The organism is Psychrosphaera sp. B3R10 (assembly GCF_018861025.1).
Classification (GTDB): Bacteria; Pseudomonadota; Gammaproteobacteria; order Enterobacterales; family Alteromonadaceae; genus Psychrosphaera; species Psychrosphaera algicola.
Genome location: NZ_JAHKQH010000030.1, coordinates 60,142 through 78,458, shown reverse-complemented (window position 1 = coordinate 78,458; position 18,317 = coordinate 60,142). Strand labels below are relative to the sequence as shown.

Here is an 18,317-nt window from a genome sequence, read left to right as displayed (position 1 = left end):
GATTTTCAGAGTCGCTGATTCCATAAATTCCTCTGCACTTGGTTGGAGATCCCTAATATCGCTTTGGCTCTTTTGGGATGACGTTTTTCTGCTGACTTGTAGTTAACAATGACGGTTTTTGTTCTGGACTTATAAGCCGTTTCAAGCAAAATTAACGCTTTACGACGTAGTTAGAAGATAGCAACATTCTTTATAATGCGGTGGCTACAAAAAAGGCCGTGCTATATAGACAACGGCCTGTTGTAGTACTAAGTCACATAAACCTAGTTAATGGGTGAAATCTCCAAGTGGAATTGTAAGCATGACACCGAGGTGAGAATTTTCACTGGTAATGAACGCGTTGAGAGTTAATCCAATCCCAACGTATTTACCAAATACTGCACTTAGATGGAGGGGCAGGCCCACTCTATAGCCTTCGACACTATCACAAAGGTCATAGGTCGAACTTCCCCATCCACCAGAGGGACTCTTTTCTGTAAAACAATTACTTGTCCAGGTCCCTTTAGCAAGCCCAAGACCAACGCCAGCTTCAAAATAACCTAAACGTTTAGTCGAGGTCCAATTTTTGGTGATAGCAATCGTTTTAACTTCTGGGTTTAAGATTTTGTCATTAGCTCGATCTTTGGCATAAGACAAAATACGAAAATCTTCATAATTACTGAACTCTATTCCCCAATTGGATTTAAGATCACCGAATTTAATGTTTGTTTTTACGCCCATTAAATCTTCTCCACCGCCACCGAAACTAAGCTCCAGCCATGAATTTGTGTTTTCTGCAGTTGCAGGGTTTGTGAATACAGTAAGTCCTAACAATATTGTTGATAATAAACGCATAAAACATCCATATTTGTCAGCAAGTTTGCCGAGTTGTAATGTATAAAAAAAGGGTTGTTGAATATATTCAACAACCCCAGTTTCAATTCCATTTGTTAAGGAACTGAGTGTTAGTCGTCTTCCGCTGATTGAGATTCAGCTGGGGACAATGGGTGCGAAACTAAACGTATGCTATCGAAAAATGCTTCTGTACCTTCAGCAGGCATTCCTTGATAACTTAGTTCAAACTCATCCACTCGGATCTCTGCGCCAGTTGTTGTTTTAAACTGTGCAAATACCGTTAAGCTAGTATTAGGCCCACTATTAAAAGATAGGCTGTCTTTATAAAAACTATCATCACCTTTTTCATTACCAGCGCTCTTTAACTCTGAATAAACAGAATCTTTTTGAGCGACCCAGCTTGATGAATCGGAAATGTCAGTGGCTGATGATACGCCAAATACAATAGACGAGTCATTATTGTCACTTTTGTACAAATTGTATATAGATAGGTTATAGCTTGTATTTGCTTCTACAGTTACAGTTTGGGCAATATACGGGTCATGTGGCGTACCTGAGTCATCAGAGTTATACTTAAATTTGATTGACCCATCGGCGCCACCAGAGGAGTTGCTTGAGTCTTGTACTTGACCAATACCTGTACCTTCAACTACTGTCCAATCGTCCTGATCGTCATCAAAGTTTGGATTTAGGATAGCCGCTTTATTAGTCACCATATCATCCACAGATGCTGTGATCACAGCTGAAGTACCATTGCCAGAATTAAAGCTAACAGAGCTAAACCCATAACTACTCGACGTTCGTTCAGCAGCATAGGTTTGACCATCAACGGTAACAGCGAGTTTCGCTGAACCTTTCATAAATGCAGACAACGTATAGTTTGTATTTGCCGTAACGGTTACCGTTTGACTCACTGCTGCCGAATTACTATCTAAAACTAAGCTGTTTCCACGAGAGAATACATCGTCGTTTGTTGTAATTGCTGCGCCAGTGCCACCAGTGTCAGTCCAACCGGTCAAATCACCGCTGTCAAAGTCATGATTCGCGATATTAACACTTTGTACATAGACTTTTCCTGGCGTAGGGCGATAGCCTTTTGGACCTACATCAGCTGAGGAAAGTGGCGTCAATGACGCTGTATCGGCAATATCTTCGTTAGCACCTGATGGTGTCGAACCTGAGCGCGGTTGACCATCAATATCGGTGGTAGGCAATGAGAAATCTCCGGTATCAACATTTAAATCAGCAAAAATGTCAGGCGTATTTGAACTGCTTCGATAAATAGTATCTGCGCCTCGTTCAAACATGACGTCTACATAATTAAACCCTGATGTATTCGCTTCTGTCACATCATCATTATCAGAAAAACCTTGACCAAATACGTAATTACCAGCAAAAGTTGAACTACTCGGCATGTCTTCGCCATTAGTACGGATTACAGGCCCGATTGCATCTGCGATAATGTTATTGACAAAATATACGCCTTCAGGTGCTTCGTCGTTTTTGCCACCGTAGACATTCAGGCTGTTTACGCTATCCACAATTGTATTGTGGGCAACTAATACGTTTTCGACGTTTTGATACCCGTTTTCAGTGTCTTCTGCGCCATCACCAGCGGTTAAAACGATCCCACCGTTCCAGTTAGAGCTTAGGTATCTTGCCCCCTGAACGTAGTTGTTAACAACCGTATGACCATCATCAACTAAACGAATACCACCTGAGAATGGGTTGTCATCACCAAATACGAAGTTATTGCTAATTGTTGCTCTAGCGCCATGACGGTTAACAATTGAACCATTACTGTCTCGAATGGTATTGTTGCGAATGGTATTGTCTGCCGATTTGTTTGAAATAACCTCAGCTTCACCTTGAATACGTTCAAAGTAATTATTTTCAAGCGTGGAAAAGGATGGAGCGGAGTGAGTCGTACTCAATCCTAATCGCACACCTTCGTATTCATTGTCACTACTGCCAGCATAACCACGACCAAATGCCGGTGGACGGTCGCCAAAGTAGTTGTAGTCTATTTGGGCACGATCTTCAGGGAAGCCACTTGTTGCAAATGTATCCTCATCAATCCAACGAGGAAGAACTAATAGAGCGCCTCGTGACTCTTTTCCAGAGAACCAACTGTGGTCGATACGGTTATATTGACCATAATATTCGACCCATTTTGAGCTGCTAAAGTCGCCACCGTCCATATCGATAATAGAGACTTCAGTTACTCGACAATAATTACAATAGGTCTCTTTTTCAAACTTGATAATTGAGCTGCCAGTTTCGCCGTCTCTGAAGACAAAACCTTGGATAACAACGTGTTCGCCCCCAATGCGCACAGAAATTTCACCATTATTAATAATCGCTTTCCCAGGATGCTCAGCGGCGACTGTAATTGGTTTATCGGCGGTTCCCATGCCTTCAACTCGTAACTCTAGGTCTCCAGAGTAAGTACCATCGGCAAGACATAAGGTATCTCCAGCAACTAAATCTTCTGCTGCATCTTCTAAAGCCGAAACAGAACTTACTGTTTGCGTACAATTTACAACGGGCACTGCATCGGTATATCCGTCGATATGGTTGCCGCCTTCTGCGGCACTAAAGCCATTTGAAGTGCTTACAACGGCTGCGCCTTTTATCGTAATAACCAAATTGGTTGTTGTATTATCTGTCGAAGTTACGGTTATTGTATCGGTAAGCGTATCGTTTTCACCTAATAGAGCTGCTACCGATGAATTTGTTTCATCAACTGAATATGTCCATTCGCCATTGGCATTTATTGAAAATATGCCGTAAGTGGTTACGACATCAGTTTGAATTTGAGCTGCACTTTCTCCGTCGTCAGCATCACTAATGGTGATTGTTCCCGTAATATCGTCTGTCGTATCATTTGTAACACTAGCGGTGAGATCACCACTAAAAGTCGCTGCTGAGTTTTGAGCTACAACACCTGAGATAGTGACCGCGATTGTACCTGTTGTGCCATCTGCTGTAGTGATAGTAATAGAGTCAGTTAAGGTGGCTGTCGCAGCGAGTGAAACAACAGCAGCGTTTGTCACGTTCAACTTATAAGTCCAGGCACCAGTTGTTGTAATTGAAAATGTGCCGTAAGTTGTTTCCATATCCGTTTGCGCTTCAACTTGAGCTTCATCGGTATCAGGGTCGGTAATGGTTAATGAGCCAGTAACGTCATCTACATTATCACTATTGATTGACGCGGTCATATCACCACCGATAGAAGCGGCGGTGTTAACAGCAGCAATACCGTTAATGGTCACTTCAATAACGCTAGTAGTACCGTCTTTGGAGGTAATCGTAATAAAATCGGTTAAGGTTGCATCTGAGGTTAATGAAGTAACGTCGCTATTTGTGACATCTAATTCATAAGTCCATGCGCCCGACTCGGTAATTGAAAAGGTGCCATAGGTTGTTTTAGTGTTGGTTTGGCTAACAATATTTGCCTCGCCTTCATCTTCATCAATAACCGTCAAAGCGTTGTTTGAATTAGGTACATTGATATCAATTACCGCAGAAGAAACACCCGAAAATGTCGCCGGTGTATTTTCAGCATCATCACTTGTGCTACAGCCTCCAAGCGCAAGCAATACCAGAGTTGAGAGTAGTTTTTTATCCATTATTTGTTCCCTACCTTAATGTGATTGTAATCATGACCTTTTGTGAATCGCGAGCCTGTTATCGCTGGGTAAAATTATCTTTTTGCAAAATCATAGAGTGAGTTTTACTAAAAGCTAATATCATTTTGATTAACCTCTATTTATCAAAATGCTCAACGGATAATGGTCTATTCAAAAGGGCATTTAGTTTTTATTATTTTTAATTCTCTGACGATTCAATAGTGCGATGTATTGGACGATCAGGAGATAAAAAAATAGCGCTGAATAAATGCAGCGCTATTTTAATATTTTGCTTATCGATAAATATCCGTACTCTATTACTCTTTAACTACAACAACTTCAGCTGAGTTAGAGTTATAAGGAGAGTCGGTGTTATCAGTGTCAAGCGATACGCCTTCAGCATAACCTTCAAAGTCATCTTCGAACGCTACAGTTGTACCTGCTAAGTCAGAGTAGATTTTGATGTTATCAATGTAATATGCAGCAGTTGGCAAAGTTGAACCATTGTCGCCCAATTTAAATATCGCATATCGAACACCGGTCATAACATCACTAGGTGAGCTAGATGCAGATGAGAAAGCGTCAGTTGTTACGCTAGTGCCATTAATCGTAATAGTCACAAGCGGGGTAACCGCATCAGTTGCATCAGATGCATCCCATGTCATTTCAACTTGGTTCCATTGACCAGGAACAAATGGCACTGTTACATCGATGTCATCTTGGTCGCGGATAACAAATTTGTCGGCTTGGATACGTAAATCGACAATCGCATTACTTGTGCTAGTTGATTCACCATAAAGACCAATGTATGCATCTTTTGCTACGCCCTCTGAGGTTTCAGCCATGTCATCTTTCCAGAATGATACAGTTAGTTTACCTTCAGAAATTGCATCACTAAGTTTGTAACGTAATTCACCAGCATCATCTGTCATTGAGTCGGTGATTTTTGCCATTTGATTATCAACTGGGTCGACAGGGTCTACCGAGTCACCACCTTTAGTGACTTCTGCAACTACGGCTTCTGCCGTGTTTGAGTTGTATGGAGACGCAGTATTATCGTCATCTAGTGAATCACCAACGTTGTAACTTTCAAAGTCGTCTTCAAACGCGACAGTTGTGCCAGCAATATCAGAATAGATTTTAATGTCGTCAATGTAATACGCAGCGCTAGGGATGGTTGAACCATTGTCGCCTAATTTAAAGATTGCGTAACGAACTCCGCCTAATACGTCACTAGGTGATGAAGACGCTGAAGAAAATGCGTCAGTTGTCACACTTGTACCATTAATCGTAACAGTCAGCATTGGTGTAACAGTATCTGATGCAGAAGAGGCATCCCATGTCATTTCAACATCTGTCCAAACACCAGGAGTAAACGGAATCGAAACGTCGATATCGTCTTGATCTCGAATTACGAATTTGTCAGATTGAATACGCAAATCGATTATTGCATTACTCGTGCTTGTTGATTCACCATATAGTCCGATGTATGCATCTTTTGCAGTACCGTCTGATGTTTCTGCTTTATCGTCTTTAAAGAATGAAACCGTTAATTTGCCTTCTGAGATAGCATCACTAAGCTTGTATCTTAGTTCACCAGCATCGTCAGTCATGCTATCTGTGATTTTCGCGACCTTAGTTGTAACTGCAACATTAGATACACCGGTAATGGTTACCATTACACTAGACGTTGTACCGTCCGCTGATGTAATCGTAAGCGTATCGGTTACGGTATCACTTTCGCCATCTAAAGAAGAGATTGTGCTATTTGAAGTATCTAAAGCATATGTCCACTCACCAGTTGTAGCGATAGAAAACGTACCGTACATAGCGACAACGTCAGTTTGCGCTTCAAGTACCGCTTCGCCTTCATCGTTATCCGTTACCACTACCGTTCCCATAACAACATCGGTAATGTTGTTTTTAACAACAGCTGAGCGGTCACCACTAAATGAAGCTGGCGTTGTTAGGCCGATGACGGGATCAGTTTCATTTGATTTAATGACTTCAGAAAAGTTGTCATTATCTGTGTAAGAAACGGTAACTGTAATTTCAGCGGTCGCTAGGTCTTCAGTAAGAACCAATGTTTCAGATGTTGCACCAGAAATAACTACGTCGCCTGCCATCCAAGTGTAGGTAATGTTTGCAGCGTCAACGCCATTAACATCACTAACGGCTGCAGTTAATGTTTCACCTACTAAAGCAGTACCTGATAATGTCACTTGGCCAAATGAATTGCCTACTTTTTCAGATGTTGTGTCGTCAGAACAGCCCGCAACTGCTAATGCAATTACAGACATTGCAAATAACTTTTTCATTATAGTCTTCCTGTTGATTTTATATTTTTATGTCAATACTTAGAAATTGGTAATTGCCAAATTTCTAACCAATGTGTTTCCAGTATTAAATTGGAAAACCAGATTGTCAACCAAAATATATGATCATTTTGTCAATCAATAACTATTTGGCAGTGCAGTTTGTAAACCTATTACTAACCTTGCTTTTGTAGTCTGTTGATTTTATTTGTTAAATTTTATTATCGCTCTTTACGGTTAATGGTTAACCATTTTGATTTTGGTCTTTGCTTTTTTATAAAAATAGTAATTTGGTGGTAACTGCTAAAAAATATGTCGAACGTAAAAACAAAGGTTCACCAATCTAAAAATAGAAATGTAAATTTCTATTTTGGTATTTTAAGTTGTTGTATTTGTTAATTATATGTTTTTAATGGGTGGTTTTTTTATTTTATTAATAACAGCTGCAATTAAAATCACCTTGTAATAAGTATTGCTTTATTTCGGTGAGTTTAGGTCTGTCAATTTGGTAAATTAGTATATTAAATGGTCAGTTATTAACGCTGCGATTCCGTCTTTTTAATAGATTGATTTGTTGTTTTGATAATGATTATTTAGTGAGTTATATAACTTTTTACAAGTCTAAATCACCTGTTTTATTCGTGGTTAATGTGCCTTTTATGTTTTTATATTGTTTAAATACAAGGTGTTATAGGGTTTGTTGTCTATATGGTTAATTGGTAATTTACAGTATTGGCTTTTGGTAATAACAATAAAATGACAAATGGTTAACCAAAATGGTTGACAATAGTTGGTTATGTTGTTTGAATACCGTTGTCAATATTATAAAAATAACTATGCGAGAACTTACAAATGGCAACAGTCAACAGGTTAAACAAAATCAGCCAAGTGTTGCGCCAACACAAAGGCTATCGAAACAACTTAGTATTAACATCTACACTTCTTTCATTATTATCGTTACCAGCATTTGCTGCTGATGAAGACAAAATAGAGTCAGCTGAAGAAATAGAGGTCATTGAGGTGCAGGGTTTACGTCAAACAATGACGAAATCACTTAACCGTAAAAAGAACAGTGTTGCGATTGTAGATGCGGTTGTCGCGGCCGATTTTGGTGAGTTACCTGGGTTGTCCCTTTCTGATGTTATTGAAAATATTTCAGGTGCGTCTGGCCATAGATTAAAGGGTAGTCAGAACGAAATTTCAATCCGTGGTCTTGGTTCTTATTGGGGTTACTCAACGTTTAATAACCGCACAATTACGAATGCAGGACCGGGTCGAGCAGTTAACTTTAAAAAATTCCCTTCTGAATTAGTTGAAGGTGTCACTATATACAAGAGCCAACAAGCAGACTTAGTGGAAGGTGGTACATCAGGTACTATTGATGTTAACTCACTACGAGCAGTTGACTACGGTAAGTCACAAACAACAATTCAAGCCACTGGTATTTACAATTCTTATTACAGTGACGTAGAAGGTGACGTATCGCCATTTGGCGCAAAAATAGTTGCCTCAACAGTGCAACAATGGGAAACAGATTCACTTGGTGAAATGGGCTTTACTATTGGTGTTAACCATACAAGTTCTGCTAACCCTGAAGAAAATTATGGTGGTAATTCACAAATGGGTGTTTGTGCATTACGCGATGATGAAGGTCACAATTTAGTAGGCGGTAGCAACTGTGCTACTGGTCAACAAGGTGTGAGTGCTGGCCGTGTAGGTCGTTCACCAGAACTTGGTATTGATTCTGATATCGCTGATTTCGACGAAAGTTCTCTGTTCTATGTACCAAATGATGCTTATTGGCGTACCGGTGAAGACGAAGATACTCGAACGGGTGCTGTATTTACGTTCCAGTGGAAGCCAAACGATGATCTAAACATCAACTTTGACTACGAATACTCAGATCTTGAATACACTGAAAATCGTATGGAATTTGCTTTAGATTCACGTCTTGATGATCTGCAAGACCACATCGTAGCTGCCGACCGTACGTTGCTTTATGCAACTGGTGAAGCACGTCCAACATTGCAAGGTGAAGTGCGAAACCAACTTGATGAATATCGTGGTGGTGGCATAGACATCGAATATTCACCAACTGACGATTTAACTATTGGCTTAGATTTATCTTATTCTGAGTCTTATCGTTATCGTCAACGTGACCGCACTAAATTCCGTTCAACCGAACGTTACAACTACGCACTTGATTTCCGTGAGCGTAATGTTCCAGAACTTACATGGTTAGACGACAATCGCTTAGGGCCAAATGACCCAGGTTATGTGGCTTCAGATGTATTTGACGCGTCATACATGAGTAACTTCGTTAATAATGACCATGCTTATGTTGAATACCGTCGTACTCATGAAGAACGTAAAGATGACATCTTGGCGTTGAACTTCGATGTTGAATACCAATTAGACAACAAATATATATCAAGTGTTAAAGCGGGTTTCCGTTTTTCTGAAGAACACTTAATTGACTTAGTAACAAATGACGTTTCATTGTCTATCACTGATGGCGCACAAGTTAATGGTGCAAGTGACAATGAAGATAATAACTGGGATGGTTCTAATCCAGAAGCCAATTTAGCGCTAATTAATGGCATTATGGATAACTGTTCAAATGATCACGTTAACAACAACTTGTTCCAAGAAGAGCTTGGTGCTGGCGGCGATGCAGCCAATTTTGCAACGTATGACCATCATTGTTTTATCGGTCAAATTTTAGGCCAAATACCGGGCGCATCTGGCACTGATTTCTATGATATCGGCGAACGTGAAGACGGCCGTGACGGTGCTGACCGTGACGTAACTGAAACCATAACTGCTGGTTATGTTATGGCGAACATTGATACTGAAATCGGCAGTACACCAGTATTTGGTAATGTCGGTGTCCGAGTTGTTAAAACTGCAACACATTCTGACGGTTGGGGTGACAAAGTTCACATCACGTCTAACGAAGAGTTTGGTACATTTGATGCGGTCATTAACCCAACAGGTGATCTTGAAGCCATTACTTTGGACTCTGAGTACACAGAAGTATTACCAAGCGCTAACTTAACCTTTATGGTTACTGATGAGTTTTATGTTCGTGCCGCGGTATATCGTTCTATGTCGCGTTTCCAAATGAATGCGATGTCAGCTGGGGTAAGTTATGAAACGTGTGAAAATGAAGATGACACTATTTGTGACCCAGATACAAATACTGACTATACCGCTGTGATCAGAAGTGGTGATGCAAATGGTAACCATTTGTCGCCATATACAGCGATTAACTACGACTTATCACTAGAATATTATCCATCAGAAGACGCGGCATTAACAGCTGCCTTCTATAGCAAGACGTTCACCGGTGGCTATGATGTAACAACAGAATCTCGTGACATCATTGTTAGTTTAGATGGTGTTGATACAGTTTACCCAAATGTGTCACATCTGGTTAAACAAACGTCTGATGACGAATCAACGATTCGTGGTGTTGAATTTACAGGTCAAAAACACTTTGTTGAATTACCAGAACCATTTGATGGTTTAGGTACTAAATTCGCTTGGAACTATGCTGATTCTGATTTTGTAACAGCTGAGCCTGGTAGCCCAGGTGTTGTTCCAGATGCCAATTTATTCGGTTTCTCTAAAAACGTAGCATCTGCTTCTGTTTATTGGGAAGGCGACCAAACAACTGTACGTTTGATGTGGAAATACCGCTCTAAATACCTACAGCCAAACAGCTTACCGTTCCCTGACCGTTCACATAGATATGTCCAAGATGCAACTTACTTGAACATGTCTGCGAAATACAAGATCAACTCAAATGTGAGTGTGTTCTTAAAAGGTCTTAACTTAACCAATACACCACAAGTTTATACTCGCGGTAATGACACTACGATTGCGGATTATTCGCGCTCAGGTGCTAAGTGGGAATTTGGTATCAAAGCTAAATTCTAATATTGAGTAGACCGGTAAATCGACGTTTAGCTAGAGATGAGTTAGAAGTCGATTGAACCAACATTTGTAGTGAATCAAATTAAGTAAATATAAGGAAACTTTTTCAAACAAACACTTGAAAAAGTTTCCAACTTTAAAGTTCCAGTGAGCTTATAAAACTCACTAAAAAATAGAATGAAGTCCTGGTGACGATAAAAAGTCGAGGTTTCATTAAACCAATTCAATTAACAAATTCATCCAATTAAGGGTGATAAATTATTCATGCTCAGACAAGCATGCGCTAATATATTTAGGAGTTTAACATGTCAAAACCTGTTATTGGTTTCATCGGCCTTGGTCTTATGGGCGGCAATATGGTCGAAAATTTACAGAAAAGAGGCTATGAGCTTAATGTAATGGACCTTAGTAAAGAAGCTGTCGCAGCATGTGTTGCTCGTGGCGCTAAAGAAGTTACTTCAGCAAAAGAATTAGCAGAATCAAGTGACATCGTAATGCTTTGTCTTACGACTTCTGCAGTAGTTGAAAAGCTTGTATATGCTGACAACGGTATCTTAGCCGGAATTAAAGAAGGTGCGGTTTTAGTTGACTTTGGAACATCTATCCCAGCTTCAACTCGTAAAATCGGTGCAGACCTTGCGAAGAAAGGCGCTGGCATGATTGATGCTCCTCTTGGCCGTACTCCAGCTCACGCTAAAGATGGTTTATTAAACATCATGGCTTCTGGTGATACCGATACATTTAACAAAGTTAAATCAGTGTTAGAAGATCAAGGCGAAAACGTATTCCACCTAGGTGCACTTGGCGCAGGTCATACAACTAAATTGATTAACAACTTTATGGGTATGACAACAGTTTGTGCAATGTCACAAGCCTTTGCTGTTGCTGAACTTGCTGGTGTTGACCGTCAACAACTATTCGACATCATGTCAACTGGTCCTTCTAACTCGCCGTTTATGCAGTTCTGTAAAAACTACGCTGTAGATAATGTGAGTGACTTAGGGTTCTCAATTGCGAATGCAAATAAAGACTTAGGCTATTTCCTACAAATGGTGAGTGACCTAGGTACAGAATCTAAAATTGCTGAAGGTTCTTCTGCTAACCTACAAGCCGCATTTGATGCAGGCATGGGTAACGGCAACGTTCCAGAAATCTTTGATTACTTCAAAAAATTAGAGAAGTAATTTAAAGCAAATATTATGGGGCGCTTAAAGGGCAAATGCAAAGTCAGAATTAGTAGACTAGTATTTGGACTTTAAGGGCCTTAATAACAGCAAGATTTCAACGTAATCAATTACTAAGGTATAGCCAATATTAGACGTGGCTGTATTGTAAACAAAGTGATGTGGCTTGAAAGATTTAACCACAGTAACTTTCACAAATTAAAAGAGCTAACTATGCGTTTGTTAAATGATCACTTATTAAAAATTCTTTTAGTGCTGGTATCCAGTTTTGCAACAGAACTAGTTGCTAAAGATTACTTCGTAGAAAATCAGCAAATGTATCAGAATGTCGCGCCTAAATTAAAAGCGGGTGACACAGTAGTTCTTAAAAATGGTACTTGGACTGACTTTGAGATTATCTTAAGTGGTCAAGGTACAAAAGATGCACCAATCACTCTTACTGCTGAAACCAAAGGCAAGGTTGTATTATCGGGCCAATCAAATTTAAGACTCGCAGGTAAGCACTTAGTTGCATCAGGTTTAGTATTTAAAAACGGTTTCACGCCAAGTAGTGCCGTTATTGAATTTCGTCGTAACAAAACTGATTTGGCATTTCATTCTAGAGTAACTGAAATCGTTATCGATAATTACAATAATCCAGACAAAACTGAATCGGATTATTGGGTTGCTCTTTACGGCCAATACAATCGCTTCGATCACAGCAACTTAGTTGGTAAACGCAATAAAGGCGTTACGGTAGCGGTTAGATTAAACACAGTCGAAAGCCAACAAAATCATCATAGAATTGACCACAACTTTTTTGGCTATCGTCCAATATTTGGTTCAAACGGTGGTGAAACTCTTCGTATAGGAACGAGTCATTATTCATTAACAGATTCTTTTACGCTGGTTGAAAACAATTACTTTGAAAGAACAAACGGCGAAGTCGAAATTATCTCAGTTAAGTCTGGTAAAAATGAACTTCGTGGCAATGTGTTTTTTGAAGCTCGCGGCACACTAACTATGCGCCATGGTAATGGCAATGTGGTTGAAGAAAATATCTTCTTCGGTGGCGGCGTAGATCACACCGGCGGTATCCGTGTCATCAATAAGCACCAAGTTATTCGCAATAACTATTTAGAAGGGTTAACTGGTTACCGATTTGGCAGCGGTTTTACCGTGATGAATGGTGTTCCTAATTCTACAATTAATCGTTATCACCAGGTTGACAACGCGTTAATTGAAAACAATACATTTGTTAATGTTCGTCATATTCAACTTGCTGCTGGTAGCGACGCAGAACGCAGCGCGGCACCAATTAACAGTGTGATGAAAAATAACCTCATTATTAATGAAGACAACAAACAACCATTTACTGCCTTTGACGATGTCAGTGGTATTAAATTTGAAGGTAACATCGCCAATACCCGTGTTCTTGATGAACTTATCTATGGTGTTAAAAAGCAAAACGTCTCCCTTGCTGGATTAAGTAATGGACTACTTTATCCGGCATCTCCATCTGTTAGTGTTGGCGCTAAACGTGGTTTAAAAGTGCTTTCAAAAGATGATACGGGCGTTAGTTGGTATCCTAAATTACCTGGCAGTGTAGAGTTTGATACAGGTAAAACGCATTCAGTAAAAGCAAACCCAAAGGCTTTATTAGAAGCAATTAATAACGCGTCTGCAGGTGACATACTGGTATTAGCCGCCGGTCAATACGATGTCCCTAAAGTTGCTGTTATCAACAAAACATTAACGTTAAAAGCGAAAGCAAAGGGCAGTGTTACCCTAACATTTGAACGTTCTGCTTTATTTGAAATCCAAGACGGCGGAAACTTGAAACTTGACGGCTTAACGATTACCGGTGCAAGTAGCCCAGATGCTGCAGGTAACAGCGTTGTTCGAACTAAGAAATGGGGTATGGTCGAAAACTACCGCTTTATATTACTAAATTCGACAATTCTCGATCTTGATATTAATCACTCTTTCCACTTTTTTGTAACGGGTAAAGGCGCATTTGCCGACGAAATTACTCTAAAGAACAATACCTTTAAGAATGTTACTGGCGACGTTATTCGTCTCGATAGCGAAATTGAAGACCTAGGTATTTACAATGCGGAATACGTTAGCCTTAAAGAAAATAGCTTTACGGATGTTGAAGGCGGTTTAGTTAAATTATATCGCGGTGGGTCTGATGAAAGTACGTTTGGTCCGCACATTTTAATGTCTAACAACAAGTTAACTAATGTTGGTTTAGGTAAACGCAATAAAAGTAAATCAAGCGTTTATTTACACGGTGTTCAAGTAACGGATATCGACAGTAATACAATTGTAAAATCTGCACCAATAACCGTTGAGCATACCGTTGGTGAACCGAAAACAGTCATAAACAATAATGTGTTTGACGCTACGAAGGCCCCAAGTGTGACAGAGTTGCGCGTAAAAGGTCCTCATACTGCAAAACTAAATAATAATAAGGTTAAATAAAATACAATGAATTTATTTTCTAATAGCCTAAAAGCAGTTGTCGTACTTGCTGCAACAGTGGCAATTATGTTGTCACTGCGAGCAGAAGCTGTACATCCGAGCTTAGTCACAAGCAAGGCCGACGTTGTTGAGATGCGTAAAGAATTAACCAAAGATGGTCGATTCAAACAAGCATTTATTGCACAAAAGAAACAGGTTGATGCGCAAATTGCACAACCAATTGAGGTGCCTGTTCCTAAAGATGGTGGTGGCGGTTATACCCACGAGCGTCATAAAAAGAACTATCAATTGATGTACAACGCGGGCATGATTTATCAATTAACTCAAGACGAAAAGTACGCAGATTACGTGCGTGACATGTTGTTTGAGTATGCTGAATTATACCCAACGCTAGATGTACATCCAAAACGTAAAATGAAATCTCAGAATCCAGGTAAGTTTTTTTGGCAAAGCCTAAACGAAGCCGTTTGGTTGGTTTACACCATTCAAGCCTATGACCTAATACATGATTCTTTAGACGCTGCTGAAATTAAGAACATTGAGCAAAACCTATTAAAACCGGTTGCCTTGTTTTTATCAGAAGGGCAGCCTTCAACATTTAATAAAGTTCATAATCACGGCACTTGGGCTACGGCTGGCGTAGGCATGGCCGGTTACGTAATGAACGAACCAGAATGGGTCGAAAAAGCACTATATGACTTAGATAAGTCTGGTAAAGGCGGCTTCTTAAAGCAACTTGATCAATTATTCTCACCACAAGGGTATTACAATGAAGGCCCTTATTATCAGCGATACGCTTTAATGCCGTTTGTTACTTTTGCAAAAGCAATTGAAAGCAACGACCCTAAACGTAAAATTTACCAACACCGCAATGGGGTTTTGTTAAAAGCAATCGATACGACGATTCAACTTAGCTACAACGGTCTGTTTTTCCCAATCAATGATGCAATCAAAAGCAAAGGCATAGACACGATAGAATTGGTGCACGGTGTCACGGTTGCTTATGGATTAACAAACGATCCTGGCTTTTTAGATATTGCCCAGCAGCAAGATCAAATCATTCTTACAGGTGATGGTCTTAAAGTTGCCCAGGCTTTAGATAAAAACTTAGCAAAGCCATATAAATTTAAATCAGTCGCATTTGGTGACGGTGATGACGGTAAACAAGGCGCGCTTGTTGTCATGCGTACGCAAGTTGGCGGCGACCAAGCGTTATTATTCAAACCAGCAGCGCAGGGGTTAGGTCATGGTCACTTTGATAAACTTACGTGGCAGTTTTACGACCACGGTAATGAAATTGTTTCAGATTATGGCGCAGCACGCTTCCTTAACGTAGAAGCTAAATATGGCGGCCGTTATTTACCTGAAAACAATACCTATGCAAAACATACCATTGCACATAATACCGTAGTAGTAGATGAAACTACGCATTTTGATGGCAACGTTGAAAAGGGTAATAATAATGCCCCAACGTTAAACTTCTTCGAAACAAACAAGTTTGGTTCAGTTTCAAGTGGCGAAATAAGCACTGCATATGACGATGTTAGATTAGAACGCACCATGGCACTTATTAACTTGCCTGAACTCGATAGCACACTCGCACTTGATTTGTTTGATGTGGTTGCAACAGATAAACACCAACTAGATTTACCGCTGCATTATCAAGGTCAGTTAATCGACACGAACTTTGAGCTTAAAGCAAATGCATCGCACCTAATGGCATTAGGCAAGAAAAACGGTTACCAACATTTGTGGTTGAAAGGTCAAGCGACACCGGAAAAAGGGTTAGCTAAAGTATCCTGGTTAAACGAAAACGGTCGCTTTTATACACAGACCAGTTTAGTAAATGGTGATGAATCATTTATGTTCACGCAAATTGGTGCAAATGACCCTAACTTTAATTTACGTAATGAAAACGGCTTTGTTCGCCGAGTTCAAGGTACTAAGCAACATCAATTTGTGTCAGTGTTAGAACCTCACGGTGAGTACAATCCAAGTAAGGAGTACACACTAGAAGCCACAAGCAGAGTTACCGGTCTTGAGTTGACCAATAACGGCGATTTAGCGCTGGTTAAAATTTCTATTGCAGGAAATACTTACTTAGTCGCAATTAACAAAGTAGCTAACAAGAAGAACAAGTTAGAAAGTGAGCTACAGCGTAAATTTACATATCAAAATAAAACATTTTCACTGAACGGTAGATTGGCCGTTTATGTGCTGACAAATCCTTAGGAGTTCATAAGATGCAAAAAGAAAGTGCACATTTTTCATTTGGTAACGAAACTGAAATCGAAGATATTGGCGGTGGCTTAAAACGTCAAATGTTAGGTTATAACGACGAGCTAATGGCGGTAAAAATTTGGTTTGAGAAAGGTGCGATTGGTTACAATCATGCGCATCGTCACTCTCAAGTTACTTATGTCGTAGAAGGTGAGTTTCACTTTAACATTGACGGCGTAACTAAAATATTGCGAGCTGGTGACAGCTGTTATATGCCTCCACATGCTGATCACGGTGCAACGTGCCCAACCGGTGGTATTTTGATTGATACGTTCAGTCCACCTCGCGAAGACTTCCTAGGGGAATAATATGAAAATTCAAGGATTACGTTGGTGGGTAGTGTCGTTAATCGCGCTAGCTACAATTATCAACTATATTGACCGCTCTGCGTTAAGCGTATTGTGGCCTGCCATTAAAGTCGAACTTTGGCCAAATGAATCAGAATTCGAACGTAAGCAAATTTACGCGACAATTTCGGTTGTATTTGTATTTGCATATGCGTTTGGTCAAGCCATATTTGGTAAGATTTTTGACTGGATTGGTACACGAGTAGGTTTTGTTATTTCCATCGGTGTTTGGTCTGTAGCAACTGCTGCTCATGCGTTCGCTCAGGGAATTTTAAGTTTTAGTATCTTCCGTGCCATTTTGGGTGTTGCCGAAGCAGGTAACTGGCCCGGTGCTGCCAAAGGTAATGCTGAATGGTTCCCAACTAAAGAGCGTGCATTAGCTCAGGGGATATTTAACTCAGGCGCTGCAATTGGTGGGATTATTGCGATACCGTTAGTTGCATACCTTACAGTGTACTTTAGCTGGCAAATGGTATTTGTCATTATTGGTTTAGTCGGTTTATTGTGGCTAATACCTTGGATTGTGCTTGTAAAATCGCCCCCTGGTTCTCACCCATGGATCACTGAGGAAGAGCGTGCCTATATCCTTACAGGTCAAAAGAATTTAAACGCCGACGACCCTTCAATTGAAGAAGAAGAGTACAACCCATCAACTAAAGAGTTATTGTCTCGTAAGCAAAGTTGGGGGGTAATTATCGCCTCTGCAGCGATTGATCCAATTTGGTGGTTGTTTGTATTTTGGATCCCAATTTATCTAAATGAAGTTTATGGTATGGACGTTAAAGGCATCGGTATCTACGGTTGGGTTCCATATGTAGGTGCAATGTTTGGAGCATGGTTTGGCGGGCTATTAGCTCAAAACAGAATTAAAGCCGGTTGGGATACGAATAAAACACGTAAATTTGTTATCTCATTAGGTTGTTTGATTATGTTGCCTTCGTTGTTAGCGATGGCTAACCCAGGCGCTCCGGTAAATGCTGTGTTAATCATGGCTGTTATTTTATTCGGATTTCAAACGGCTATCGGAAATGTACAAACGTTACCAAGTGACTTATTGGGTAAAAAATCAGTCGCGACTTTATCTGGTTTTGCTGGCATGGCGGCCAAATTGGGTGCGGTAGGTCTAACAACGCTAGTACCTTGGTTAACGGCTGATGGTAACTACTACCCAGCGTTTATTATCGGTGCATCATTGGCAATTATTGCCATGGCAGCCGTTTGGTTACTTATTCCTAAAGTTGAGCCACTAAAAGCGTTAACTAACGACTCAAATAAACCTCAGTAAATTGACAGTTCAATACTCAATGCCTCAAAACAACA

Annotated in this window: 9 protein-coding genes; 6 read left to right on the top strand and 3 right to left on the bottom strand. The window is 40.1% G+C overall.

From position 1 onward, the window contains the following. Nucleotides 1-267 precede the first annotated feature (267 nt). The 3 genes from KO525_RS12005 to KO525_RS11995 all read right to left on the bottom strand — a co-directional run bounded on the left by KO525_RS12005 (nt 268) and on the right by KO525_RS11995 (nt 6,784). Nucleotides 268-834 (bottom strand): hypothetical protein, encoded by a 567-nt coding sequence (locus KO525_RS12005; RefSeq protein ID WP_215964061.1) that lies wholly within the window; start codon nt 832-834, stop codon nt 268-270. A 110-nt stretch (nt 835-944) separates the two neighbouring features. Next, nucleotides 945-4,466 carry a chondroitinase-B domain-containing protein gene (locus KO525_RS12000; protein WP_215964060.1) on the bottom strand — a complete coding sequence of 1,174 codons (3,522 nt, stop codon included), beginning with the start codon at nt 4,464-4,466 and terminating at the stop codon, nt 945-947. A 317-nt stretch (nt 4,467-4,783) separates the two neighbouring features. After that, nucleotides 4,784-6,784 (bottom strand): VCBS domain-containing protein, encoded by a 2,001-nt coding sequence (locus tag KO525_RS11995; protein WP_215964059.1) that lies wholly within the window; start codon nt 6,782-6,784, stop codon nt 4,784-4,786. Nucleotides 6,785-7,633: 849 nt separating this feature from the next. Here KO525_RS11995 and KO525_RS11990 point away from each other — a divergent pair. From KO525_RS11990 to KO525_RS11965, 6 genes are all read left to right on the top strand, one after another. Then, nucleotides 7,634-10,723, top strand: a complete 3,090-nt coding sequence (locus KO525_RS11990) for a TonB-dependent receptor (protein ID WP_215964058.1) — start codon at nt 7,634-7,636, stop codon at nt 10,721-10,723. A gap of 302 nt (nt 10,724-11,025) precedes the next feature. Then, a complete protein-coding gene (locus tag KO525_RS11985; RefSeq protein WP_215964057.1) occupies nt 11,026-11,904 on the top strand; it encodes an NAD(P)-dependent oxidoreductase in 879 nt (292 codons plus the stop codon). 213 nt (nt 11,905-12,117) lie between these two features. Continuing rightward, nucleotides 12,118-14,370 carry a chondroitinase-B domain-containing protein gene (locus tag KO525_RS11980; RefSeq protein ID WP_215964056.1) on the top strand — a complete coding sequence of 751 codons (2,253 nt, stop codon included), beginning with the start codon at nt 12,118-12,120 and terminating at the stop codon, nt 14,368-14,370. Nucleotides 14,371-14,436: 66 nt separating this feature from the next. Next, nucleotides 14,437-16,602: a heparinase II/III family protein gene (locus KO525_RS11975; protein ID WP_371744407.1), complete on the top strand. Its 2,166-nt coding sequence runs from the start codon at nt 14,437-14,439 to the stop codon at nt 16,600-16,602. Nucleotides 16,603-16,613: 11 nt separating this feature from the next. Then, on the top strand, nt 16,614-16,958 hold the full coding sequence (locus tag KO525_RS11970; protein WP_215964054.1) for a cupin domain-containing protein: 345 nt from the start codon (nt 16,614-16,616) through the stop codon (nt 16,956-16,958). Nucleotide 16,959: 1 nt separating this feature from the next. After that, on the top strand, nt 16,960-18,282 hold the full coding sequence (locus KO525_RS11965) for an MFS transporter (protein WP_215964053.1): 1,323 nt from the start codon (nt 16,960-16,962) through the stop codon (nt 18,280-18,282). The last annotated feature ends 35 nt before the right edge of the window (nt 18,283-18,317 follow it).

What these genes read in the sequence shown, in the direction of transcription:
- KO525_RS12000 (WP_215964060.1), bottom strand. Translation starts at nt 4,466, where the DNA reads ATGGATAAAAAACTACTCTCAACTCTGGTATTGCTTGCGCTTGGAGGC.
- KO525_RS11965 (WP_215964053.1), top strand. Translation starts at nt 16,960, where the DNA reads ATGAAAATTCAAGGATTACGTTGGTGGGTAGTGTCGTTAATCGCGCTA.
- KO525_RS11975 (WP_371744407.1), top strand. Translation starts at nt 14,437, where the DNA reads ATGTTGTCACTGCGAGCAGAAGCTGTACATCCGAGCTTAGTCACAAGC.
- KO525_RS11980 (WP_215964056.1), top strand. Translation starts at nt 12,118, where the DNA reads ATGCGTTTGTTAAATGATCACTTATTAAAAATTCTTTTAGTGCTGGTA.
- KO525_RS11985 (WP_215964057.1), top strand. Translation starts at nt 11,026, where the DNA reads ATGTCAAAACCTGTTATTGGTTTCATCGGCCTTGGTCTTATGGGCGGC.
- KO525_RS11970 (WP_215964054.1), top strand. Translation starts at nt 16,614, where the DNA reads ATGCAAAAAGAAAGTGCACATTTTTCATTTGGTAACGAAACTGAAATC.
- KO525_RS11990 (WP_215964058.1), top strand. Translation starts at nt 7,634, where the DNA reads ATGGCAACAGTCAACAGGTTAAACAAAATCAGCCAAGTGTTGCGCCAA.
- KO525_RS11995 (WP_215964059.1), bottom strand. Translation starts at nt 6,784, where the DNA reads ATGAAAAAGTTATTTGCAATGTCTGTAATTGCATTAGCAGTTGCGGGC.
- KO525_RS12005 (WP_215964061.1), bottom strand. Translation starts at nt 834, where the DNA reads ATGCGTTTATTATCAACAATATTGTTAGGACTTACTGTATTCACAAAC.